The organism is Citrobacter sp. 50677481, assembly GCF_001463265.1.
In the GTDB taxonomy this organism is placed as follows: Bacteria; Pseudomonadota; Gammaproteobacteria; order Enterobacterales; family Enterobacteriaceae; genus Citrobacter_A; species Citrobacter_A sedlakii.
This window is the reverse complement of record NZ_LNHZ01000063.1, coordinates 1-8444: the sequence shown is the minus strand read 5'-3', so window position 1 is coordinate 8444 and position 8444 is coordinate 1. Positions and strand designations below refer to the sequence as shown.

The 8444-nt window shown below is 40.1% G+C and carries 8 protein-coding genes; 5 read left to right on the top strand and 3 right to left on the bottom strand.

Going from position 1 to position 8444, the window contains the following annotated elements:
• Positions 1 to 874: IS5 family transposase (locus APU02_RS19295; protein WP_060570963.1), on the top strand; the 874-nt coding region annotated here is incomplete at its 5' end.
• 325 nt (positions 875 to 1199) lie between these two features.
• A complete protein-coding gene (gene armA, locus APU02_RS19290) occupies positions 1200 to 1973 on the top strand; it encodes a 16S rRNA (guanine(1405)-N(7))-methyltransferase ArmA (RefSeq protein WP_000359986.1) in 774 nt (257 codons plus the stop codon).
• A 481-nt stretch (positions 1974 to 2454) separates the two neighbouring features.
• Here the strand turns inward: armA and APU02_RS19285 are convergent, their stop codons facing one another.
• Positions 2455 to 2640 (bottom strand): hypothetical protein, encoded by a 186-nt coding sequence (locus tag APU02_RS19285; RefSeq protein ID WP_002026779.1) that lies wholly within the window; start codon positions 2638 to 2640, stop codon positions 2455 to 2457.
• 48 nt (positions 2641 to 2688) lie between these two features.
• On the opposite strand from APU02_RS19285, the gene APU02_RS19280 reads away from it, so the two are divergent.
• The 3 genes from APU02_RS19280 (at position 2689) to APU02_RS19270 (ending at position 6687) form a co-directional block, all read left to right on the top strand.
• Positions 2689 to 3873, top strand: coding sequence for an IS4-like element ISEc29 family transposase (locus tag APU02_RS19280; RefSeq protein WP_002001451.1), 1185 nt, complete (start codon positions 2689 to 2691; stop codon positions 3871 to 3873).
• A 398-nt stretch (positions 3874 to 4271) separates the two neighbouring features.
• Complete coding sequence (msr(E), locus tag APU02_RS19275; protein WP_000052512.1) at positions 4272 to 5747, top strand: ABC-F type ribosomal protection protein Msr(E); 1476 nt, start codon at positions 4272 to 4274, stop codon at positions 5745 to 5747.
• A 55-nt stretch (positions 5748 to 5802) separates the two neighbouring features.
• On the top strand, positions 5803 to 6687 hold the full coding sequence (locus APU02_RS19270; RefSeq protein WP_000155092.1) for an Mph(E) family macrolide 2'-phosphotransferase: 885 nt from the start codon (positions 5803 to 5805) through the stop codon (positions 6685 to 6687).
• Positions 6688 to 7045: 358 nt separating this feature from the next.
• Here the strand turns inward: APU02_RS19270 and APU02_RS19265 are convergent, their stop codons facing one another.
• Positions 7046 to 7588, bottom strand: a complete 543-nt coding sequence (locus APU02_RS19265) for a plasmid replication DNA-binding protein (RefSeq protein ID WP_004896925.1) — start codon at positions 7586 to 7588, stop codon at positions 7046 to 7048.
• A gap of 66 nt (positions 7589 to 7654) precedes the next feature.
• A partial coding sequence (repM, locus tag APU02_RS19260; protein ID WP_031979058.1) for a replication initiation protein RepM occupies positions 7655 to 8444 on the bottom strand: 790 nt, incomplete at its 5' end.

The window sequence follows — 8444 nt, the reverse complement described above, 5'->3', positions numbered from 1 at the left end:
GGAGCAAAAAGGTGGTTTATACTTCCTATACCCCTGGATGGACGAACAAGCCATTAAGCAGTGGCATTGCCTGGTCCACCATGGCCGCCGAGGGAGAGGTTTCCACTACAGTGACACCGCCATTGAGACGGCCCTGATGCTAAAAGGCTTGTTCAAGTTGCCGCTGCGGGCGCTAGAAGGCTTCATTAACTCGTTGTTCCAACTGATGGCGGTGCCTTTGCAGTCGCCGGACTATAGCTGTATCAGCAAGCGCGCCAAGACCGTCGACATCAAGTACCGCCTCCCCAGCCAAGGCCCGGTGGCTCACTTGGTCATTGATGCCACCGGCCTCAAGGTCTATGGCGAAGGCGAATGGAAAATTCGCAAACACGGCAAGGAGAAGCGACGAGTGTGGCGCAAGCTCCACTTGGCGGTGGATGCCACAACCCATGCGGTCATCGCTGCCGAAGTCAGCCTGGAGACGGTGGCGGATAACGAGGTGTTACCGACGTTGCTCAACCCCTTACGACGCAAGATAAAACAGGTCAGCGCCGATGGTGCGTATGACACCAAGGCCTGTCATGCGCTACTGAAGAAAAAGGGGGCGAAAGCCACCATACCGCCGAGAAAAAATGCGGCACCGTGGGAGGAAGGCCATCCCCGCAACGAGGCGGTGACGGCGCTCAAGGCCGGTGAACTGAAGCAATGGAAGAAAGACTCCGGCTATCACCAGCGCTCGATAGCCGAGACCGCCATGTACCGGTTCAAGCAACTCATCGGGCCAACGCTGAGCCTGCGGAACTACAACGCCCAGGTGGGCGAAATCCTGGCTGGCGTGAAGGTGATGAACAAGCTGATAGGGCTTGGTATGCCTGTTCGCCAGCCAGTGAATTGAGTGGTATCAACGGGTTGGGGAACGGCCATCCAGCGACGGATTTGGTCAACAACGCCGATAACACCTCGAAATCGGAGTTTATATGGCTTCGTGGGGGAGTTATGTGTTTGAGCTTTGTCGCATTAACGCGAATCAGGGGTTGACGGCAGAAATGGACTGGAATTACACTTCTTAGAGTCGGCGTTGCCGGAAAATTCTGATTGGATTAGTTGTTCGGGGTGCGAAAACAGTCGTAGTTCGGGGGAAAAACCGAATTTTGACCCGAAACCGCAAAAAACCCGAAATGACAGTTCCTATCAAATACTTAACTTGTAGGTTCTTTCAAATGGATAAGAATGATGTTGTTAAGAAGATACTTGAATCAAAAAAGTACGAAAACCTTGATTCAGATATTGTTGAAAAGGTTGTTTCCATTTCTGAGAAGAAATATAAATTAAAGGAAGTTGAGAATTATTCTAAAAAGAAATTGCATCAAATATGGGGGTCTTACTATTCTGCCTATCCTAATTGGGATAAATTATTAAAAAAGTACAATCAGGGGCAGTTATCAATAGAAGATTTACTAAAGATTCATTCTTCGACGAATGAAAGAGTCGCAACATTAAATGACTTTTACACTTATGTATTTGGAAATATCAAACATGTCTCATCTATTTTAGATTTTGGTTGTGGCTTCAATCCATTAGCTTTATACCAATGGAATGAAAATGAAAAAATAATATATCATGCATACGATATTGATAGAGCTGAGATAGCTTTTTTGAGTAGCATTATTGGGAAGTTAAAGACGACGATAAAGTATAGGTTTTTGAATAAAGAGAGTGATGTCTACAAAGGTACTTATGATGTAGTATTCCTTTTAAAGATGCTTCCTGTGCTAAAACAGCAAGATGTAAATATCTTGGATTTCCTACAGCTTTTTCATACTCAAAACTTTGTAATATCTTTTCCAATAAAGTCTTTATCTGGAAAGGAGAAGGGAATGGAAGAGAATTACCAGCTATGGTTTGAATCTTTTACAAAAGGTTGGATAAAAATCCTTGATTCGAAGGTTATAGGGAATGAGTTAGTATATATTACTAGTGGATTTCAGAAATAACTCCGCCTCCAAGGCACTCATTTTCTTGGAAAAGTACTAAACTCTGTCCAACGGCTGGAGCCCATTGTGGTGCAGAAAATTCAAATATATATCCATTTTCATTCTGGGTTACTTTTACTGGTGTATCCTGACTTCTATAACGGATAGATGCTGTATAGTTATTATTAAGTAATGAAGTTTCGTTTATCAAGTGCAATTCTGAAACACTTACTATGTTTTTCCAAAGTTTTGGATTATCTTTTCCTTGGACAACATAGAGGATATTTTGAGGAAAAGATAGGTTTCAACTACAGTTTAGAAGGTTAAAAACAAATGCATGCATGGCTCAAAAGCAATCTAGGGAAGGTGCGAATAAGCGGGGAAATTCTTCTCGGCTGACTCAGTCATTTCATTTTTTCCTGTTTGAGCCGTTTTTTCTCCCGTAAATGCACTGTATACCGATATGGGCAGGGCGAAGCGCTAAAGTACAACAATCTTATTGTTAGCTATTGTCTTGGCGTTCCAGAAAATCTTTAAACTCAATAGTATAAAGCCGTAACAGCACCATGGTTAACGCAAAAATAATTGGCCCATAAATCAAACCAATTAAACCAAAGAGTTGCAAACCACCTGAGGTATCCCCAGAAATTCTGTAGTTAAAATAAAATGTTAGTTGATTGGGGAACATTCATGGCGGTTCCTGATCTGATCATTCGCCAAAACTCCCACACCGCGGATGCTCACCATGAATGTAAAAGCTATGCTCGCTGATTTCCTCACCTTTGTCACGCCAAAATCAATGCATAAAGCCCGATTTTCGGTTTTGCTAGATGCGGTAACCGCCCTGGCAAAGGATGCGTGTTGCACCGTTACTGCGATTGGCCGGGCGATGCCTGGCTCTTCAGATAAGGTCAGTATCAAACGGGCAGATCGTCTACTCAATAATCCTAACCTGCAACGAGAGCTGCCATTGATTTATGCTGCGCTGACGGCTTCTATTGTTGGCCATAAAACTAAGCCGATGATTTTGGTTGACTGGAGCAATGCCGATACTGCCAAGCGACACTTTATCCTGCGTGCCAGCATTGCCGCTGACGGTAGAGCGTTGACTCTGCTACAGAAGATTGCCGCCGCAGAAGATTATACCTGCCCACACCTACACGGGGCGTTTTTAAAGCAGCTTAAAGCCATGCTACCCAAGGACTGTAAGCCCGTAATTGTCACTGACGCGGGGTTTAAAGTTCCATGGCTGAAACAAGTGCGTAAGCTGGGATGGCATTATGTAGCTAGAGTTCGAGGCAATGTGAAGCTTAAATTGGCAGAGCAGGACAAGTTTATCAGTGTTAATCAGCTTTATCGGCAAGCGAAGAAGGATCCAAAAAGTGTAGGAAAAATCATGCTTGCCCAAACACAACACTATGAAACGCAGGCCGTCCTGGTTGGCAAAGGTTATAAGCTATTGAAACGCGATAAAAATAAGACGTATAAGGAACCATGGTTGTTGGTGTCATCCTTAGCTGACTGCCATGGGTATGCGGATAAAATTGCTAAGTGCTACAGTAGCCGAATGCAAATTGAAGAAAGCTTCCGTGATCAGAAAAGTCACCGCTATGGCCTGGGTAGCGATTTGCATGGTACCAAGAAGAAATCTCGCTTAGAGATACTGCTACTACTGGCCGCATTGGTTAATTGGTTTCATTACCTGCTAGGTAGCGCAGCGGAGAAAGCGGGTTTGCACCTGCGTTATCAAGCTAACACCGTTAAAAATAGGCGGGTATTGGCCCTGAATTTCCTTGGGATATTACTTTGCAAAGAACCCAAACAGCGAATACGCAGGCAATATTATCAGCAGGGACTTAAACAAATACTACAGTGGGTGGTTCAGTGGGACTGGGCAGTAATCAAACAGGCTGATAGCTGATTGTATGAATGGAAATTTTGTGGGGATCCCTCAGGTTGTCTAGACTTCTTTTAACAGTAAAGTTATCATAAAACTGAATTTTATTTTTTAGGTAAGTTTATGCATTCTATCCGCATTCGTTAAGACACAACTATTTGCATAGTGACACTATTTTATAATGGTGGGCTTTTGTTGTGTCTTTAAGAATATATGCGGATATATAAAGTAAAAGTATGCTTAATTTATAAGTATGCTTTTAGTGCATAGTTTCCAGTTATAACTTAATTGACTAGCTATTTGTCCACCCTGTGGATGAATAGCTTTTTTTTTGGGAGGACACTGTGATGCTAGCTTTTGTTTTCACCTAAATCCTGTTTGCTGCATAAAAAATTTCAAGAGCTAAACAGGAGTAAATAAAAATGAGTTTAATTATTAAAGCGAGAAACATACGCTTGGATTATGCTGGGCGTGATGTTTTGGATATTGATGAATTGGAAATTCACTCTTATGACCGTATTGGTCTTGTGGGTGATAACGGAGCAGGAAAGAGTAGTTTACTCAAAGTACTTAATGGCGAAATTGTTTTAGCCGAAGCGACATTACAGCGTTTTGGTGATTTTGCACATATCAGCCAACTGGGCGGAATCGAAATAGAAACGGTCGAAGACCGGGCAATGTTATCTCGCCTTGGTGTTTCCAATGTACAAAACGACACAATGAGTGGCGGAGAGGAAACTCGTGCAAAAATTGCTGCCGCATTTTCCCAACAAGTACATGGCATTCTAGCGGATGAACCAACCAGCCACCTTGATCTCAATGGAATAGATCTACTTATTGGTCAACTTAAAGCATTTGATGGAGCATTACTTGTTATCAGTCATGACCGATATTTTCTTGATATGGTTGTAGACAAGATATGGGAGTTAAAAGACGGTAAAATTACGGAATATTGGGGTGGTTACTCGGATTACTTGCGTCAAAAAGAAGAAGAGCGACAACACCAAGCCGTAGAATATGAGCTGATGATGAAGGAACGGGAGCGATTAGAATCTGCTGTGCAAGAAAAACGCCAGCAAGCTAATCGATTAGACAATAAGAAAAAAGGAGAAAAATCCAAAAACTCTACCGAAAGTGCTGGACGACTTGGGCATGCAAAAATGACTGGCACCAAGCAAAGAAAACTGTATCAGGCAGCTAAGAGTATGGAAAAGCGTTTGGCTGCATTAGAAGATATTCAAGCACCAGAGCATTTGCGTTCTATTCGTTTTCGTCAAAGTTCAGCCCTAGAACTGCACAATAAGTTCCCGATTACGGCAGATGGTCTGAGCTTAAAATTTGGTAGCCGTACTATCTTTGATGACGCTAACTTTATAATACCGCTTGGCGCTAAAGTCGCTATAACTGGATCGAATGGAACAGGGAAAACGTCCTTGTTAAAAATGATATCAGAACGTGCTGATGGATTAACCATATCTCCAAAAGCTGAAATTGGCTACTTTACACAAACAGGATATAAATTTAACACGCATAAATCTGTGCTCTCCTTTATGCAGGAAGAGTGCGAGTACACAGTTGCGGAAATTCGTGCAGTATTGGCTTCAATGGGGATCGGAGCGAATGATATTCAAAAAAACTTATCCGACTTATCGGGAGGTGAAATCATCAAACTGCTTTTATCCAAAATGCTTTTAGGAAAATATAATATTTTGCTTATGGATGAACCAGGAAACTATCTTGACCTAAAAAGTATTGCCGCATTAGAAACAATGATGAAGTCCTATGCAGGAACTATTATCTTCGTATCTCATGACAAGCAATTGGTCGATAATATTGCTGACATTATCTACGAGATCAAAGACCACAAAATCATCAAGACTTTTGAGAGAGATTGTTAATGATAGCCAATCTAATCCGAACATTAATTATTGAACTCTTTAAAGGAAATTAAAAATGACAATTCAAGATATTCAATCACTTGCTGAAGCACACGGCTTGTTGCTTACGGACAAAATGAATTTCAATGAAATGGGCATTGATTTTAAGGTCGTTTTTGCTCTTGATACAAAGGGGCAACAATGGTTGCTGCGTATTCCTCGTCGTGATGGCATGAGGGAACAAATCAAGAAAGAAAAACGCATTTTAGAATTGGTAAAAAAACATCTTTCTGTAGAGGTTCCTGATTGGAGAATTTCATCTACAGAATTAGTGGCTTATCCCATACTTAAAGATAATCCTGTTTTAAATTTGGATGCTGAAACCTATGAAATAATTTGGAATATGGACAAAGATAGCCCGAAATACATAACATCTTTGGCAAAAACCTTATTTGAAATCCATAGTATTCCTGAAAAAGAAGTTCGGGAAAATGATTTGAAAATTATGAAACCTTCAGATTTAAGACCTGAAATAGCAAACAATTTGCAGTTAGTAAAATCTGAAATTGGTATAAGTGAGCAATTGGAAACCCGCTACAGAAAATGGTTGGATAATGATGTTCTATGGGCAGATTTCACCCAATTTATACATGGCGATTTATATGCTGGGCATGTACTAGCTTCAAAGGATGGAGCTGTTTCAGGCGTTATTGATTGGTCAACAGCCCATATAGATGACCCAGCGATTGATTTTGCTGGGCATGTAACTTTGTTTGGAGAAGAAAGCCTCAAAACTCTAATCATCGAGTATGAAAAACTAGGGGGTAAAGTTTGGAATAAACTATATGAACAGACTTTAGAAAGAGCAGCGGCCTCTCCTTTGATGTATGGTTTATTTGCCTTAGAAACTCAAAATGAAAGCCTTATCGTTGGAGCAAAAGCTCAGTTGGGAGTTATATAATTTAAAAATATGATTGCTGAGAACTGCCTTGTTTTGAAACTTGGTTGGCTTTAATTAGTTTTTAGTATTCTTTATAGAAAATGCCTCGATCAAGGGGCATTTCTAACAATCATTTAACATAAAATTTCTTATACGAAATGCTTGATATTTCTCTTTAAATATCATTATATTAACGTAAGCCGTTCTGGAGTATAGGGCACCAGAACGGCTTTTTATTGATTATTCATGTTCCACGATCACTAATTGAGCGATGTTCCACGGTTTTATTCAGTTTTAATAAACATCATCCGGTTTTTTGAGGAGTCATTATTTCAAGTGCTTGCACTGAAATTGGCTCTTCAAAAAACTGGAGTCTTGGCTAACCATATGGAAGGAAAAAGCGGCTTAGGAAGCCTCTCTTCTTCTGTTCTGGTTCAACATGCTCCGGGATAGGAATACGCTTATTGTCTTGCTGAGGAGTAGTCAATTCGTCATAGTTCGTTGCTAGTTCCGACCGAGGATCCGTTGCTATATCCTGTTTAAAGCTCTGATCGGTAAAGGTAGTCATATTGGCTTTTGGTGCTTCTAGTAAGCGCTGCATAGCTTCAATCTGTTCTTGATAAAACGATTCACGTTCTAAAGATTGATTTTCTCTCTGTATTGCCTGATTTAATTGTTTTTCCAGTATGTCAACTTGACGTTTTAGTAAGTCAACTTCTGTCAAGTTTTGACTGTTAATTGATTGACTTTGATTGACTGTATCCTCTTTTTTTTGTGGTTCCCCAAAAACTCTTAGGGCCTCTGAAAAGTCAATTAATCCATCAGATCCTTTAGATAAATTTCCTTTGTTTATATGTGCATATATGGCTTGTCTTGAATATCCATAAAGCTTAGCTAACTCTGAAACTGACAGTTTTTTCATTATGTAAACCAGTTTTCAACTTGTGTTAATACCTGACTGTTAACTTAACAATTTCAATTAACAATGTCATTGAAATCCTAATTTTCTGAGTAAAGGAAGTAATTCCTTAAATTTCTCTGCATCTTGCAGCATGGCAGCTATACGTACAGCAAACTGCTGATAGCTTTCTGTGCCTTGTGAATATTTACTCATCTCAGGAAGCTCTGAGAGCTTGTTGGCGAATAGATGGCGTTGTTTATCTGTTATTTTTGAAAAGAGGTCTAATGTATTCGGATCTCTTTTAGATTCGACTGAATGCGTGGCTGATTTTTTCTGTTTAAAGCTAAATGAAAAACCAGTAATAGATCTACCTGTTTTATGCTGTTCAACTTTGACAATAATATCGGTATGTTCATTTACTTGTTTTAATGCAATGTCTAAAACATATTTTTTAAAATCATACATTCGTTTGTATTCAGTCTCGAGTACACCTATTTTTTGTCTAAAATCATACATAGTTATGAGAGGCGTTTTTCCAGTACTACGCCATGCAATCAATATTTCATATAAACGAACAGCATAAGCACTTGTTAAATTACTTATTTGTTGTATTTCATACTTTGTAAATTGTTCTTCTAACCTAGTAATTAAAGGCACAATAGCAGGGGCAAAAATAAGTCTAACGACAGCTTCATTATCAATATAAGCCACCTCGCTCACCCATCTTGATTTGTGATTAATAGTGTTACCTTTTTCACTAAGACTCTGATAACTGAATTGTCTTGCAAACAAGTCATCGCAAGCATCTTTTAACGCCTGATAAGCCGTATTTCGATGTACACGGCACTGTTGCAAATAGTCGGTGGTGATAAACTTA

Bases quoted from the DNA above. Each gene is read 5' to 3' on its own strand.
- APU02_RS19280 (WP_002001451.1), top strand. From the start codon at position 2,689: ATGCTCACCATGAATGTAAAAGCTATGCTCGCTGATTTCCTCACCTTT.
- APU02_RS19265 (WP_004896925.1), bottom strand. From the start codon at position 7,588: ATGAAAAAACTGTCAGTTTCAGAGTTAGCTAAGCTTTATGGATATTCA.
- APU02_RS19270 (WP_000155092.1), top strand. From the start codon at position 5,803: ATGACAATTCAAGATATTCAATCACTTGCTGAAGCACACGGCTTGTTG.
- APU02_RS19285 (WP_002026779.1), bottom strand. From the start codon at position 2,640: ATGTTCCCCAATCAACTAACATTTTATTTTAACTACAGAATTTCTGGG.
- armA (WP_000359986.1), top strand. From the start codon at position 1,200: ATGGATAAGAATGATGTTGTTAAGAAGATACTTGAATCAAAAAAGTAC.